The sequence below is a fragment of the Natrinema soli genome (genome assembly GCF_028618695.1).
The window spans coordinates 1-1,370 of sequence record NZ_JAQIVI010000411.1 but is presented as its reverse complement, the minus strand read 5'-3'; the positions used below and the strand labels follow the sequence as shown (position 1 = coordinate 1,370).

Here is a 1,370-nt window from a genome sequence, read left to right as displayed (position 1 = left end):
CGCGTCGCTTTCGGCCGCCGCGTTGACCCGCTCGGCGACGCGCTGGATCACCTGCCAGCTCTCGTCCGGCGACGTGTCGTCGACGGCGTAGATCCGATCGACGTAGTCCGGAACGGTTTCGATGACACGACCGACGAACGACGCTTCGTCGTAGGCCGTTACGACGACGCCGATCCGCTTGCTCTTATACATCGCTCCCTCCGTCCGTGCTCGCGCTCGTCGCCGCTGACGTATCGCGCTCGGTACCGTTGCCCTCAGCGTCGTCACGTTCGGCACCGTCGAGATCGGAATCGTCGTCGCGGTCACGCGACCCCCGCGGCGGTCGCCCGTCGCTCGAGCCGGCGAGGTCGTACTCCCGGTGGACCGTTCCCGAGAGGTCAACGGCGTCCCGGCCGTCGACGACGACCATCGGCTCGAGGACGCCCCAGTCGATTCGATCGAACGCCTCGTGGGGAGTGACGATCACGGCGGCGTCGAACGCCTCCTCCGATAGCTCCTCGATCGTCACCGGGCGCGCGCCGTAGTCGGCCGGATCGACGAGCGGATCGACGCCCGCGACGTCGGCTCCCCGCTCGAGCAGGTCGTCGATGACTCCCAGCGCGGGCGAGGCGCGCGTCTCCTCGACGCCGGGGCGGTACGTGACGCCGAGAACGACGACCGATGCATCCGCGATGTCGATGTCCGCCCGCGCGAGTTCGCGCTCGAGTCGATCGACGACGATCGACGGCATCTCGTCGTTGACTCTGCGGGCCGTCTCCGTGACGGCCATCGGCTCGTCGGTTCGGCCGAGCAGGAAGTGCGGGTAGTACGGAATGCAGTGCCCGCCGACGCCCGGGCCGGGATCGTGGAGTTGACACATCGGCAGCTCGTTCGCCGTGTCCATCGCTTCGCGGGTCGAAATGTCGAGCTCGTCCGCGAGCAGCCCTAGCTCGTTCGCGAGGCCGATGTTCACGTCGCGGTAGATGCCCTCGAACACCTTCACGGCCTCCGCCGTCGTCGCGTCAGAGACGGGGTGGACCTCGTTCTCCGAGAGCTCGTTGTAGACGACCGCGGCTGCCCTGGTGCTCTCCGGATCGACGCCCCCGACGACCTTCGGATACTGGCCGCGGATGTCCCGGAGCGCCGTTCCCGAGGACGTGCGTTCCGGACAGAACGCGAGCCCGAACTCGTCCGGCTCGAGCCCGCTCTCGCTCGCGAGGTGGGGCTCGAGCACGTCTCGACAGGTCCCCGGCGGCAACGTCGACTCGGCGATCACCAGATCGCCGGGAGCGAGACCGGCGGCGATGTCGTCGGCGACCGACTCGACCGTCGTCAGCTCCGGATCGTCGTCGTCGTCCAGCAGCGTCGGGACGATGATCACGTGAATCTGC

At 68.5% G+C, this 1,370-nt stretch carries 2 protein-coding genes; both read right to left on the bottom strand.

Annotated features, from left to right (window positions below):
- The coding region (locus PGX04_RS22310) for a glycosyltransferase (protein ID WP_273740506.1) at nucleotides 1–192 on the bottom strand (192 nt) is incomplete at its 3' end.
- Nucleotides 185–1,370, bottom strand: a 1,186-nt coding sequence (locus tag PGX04_RS22305; RefSeq protein ID WP_273740504.1) for a nucleotide sugar dehydrogenase, incomplete at its 5' end; no start/stop codon positions are given. The genes PGX04_RS22305 and PGX04_RS22310, both read right to left, overlap by 8 nt.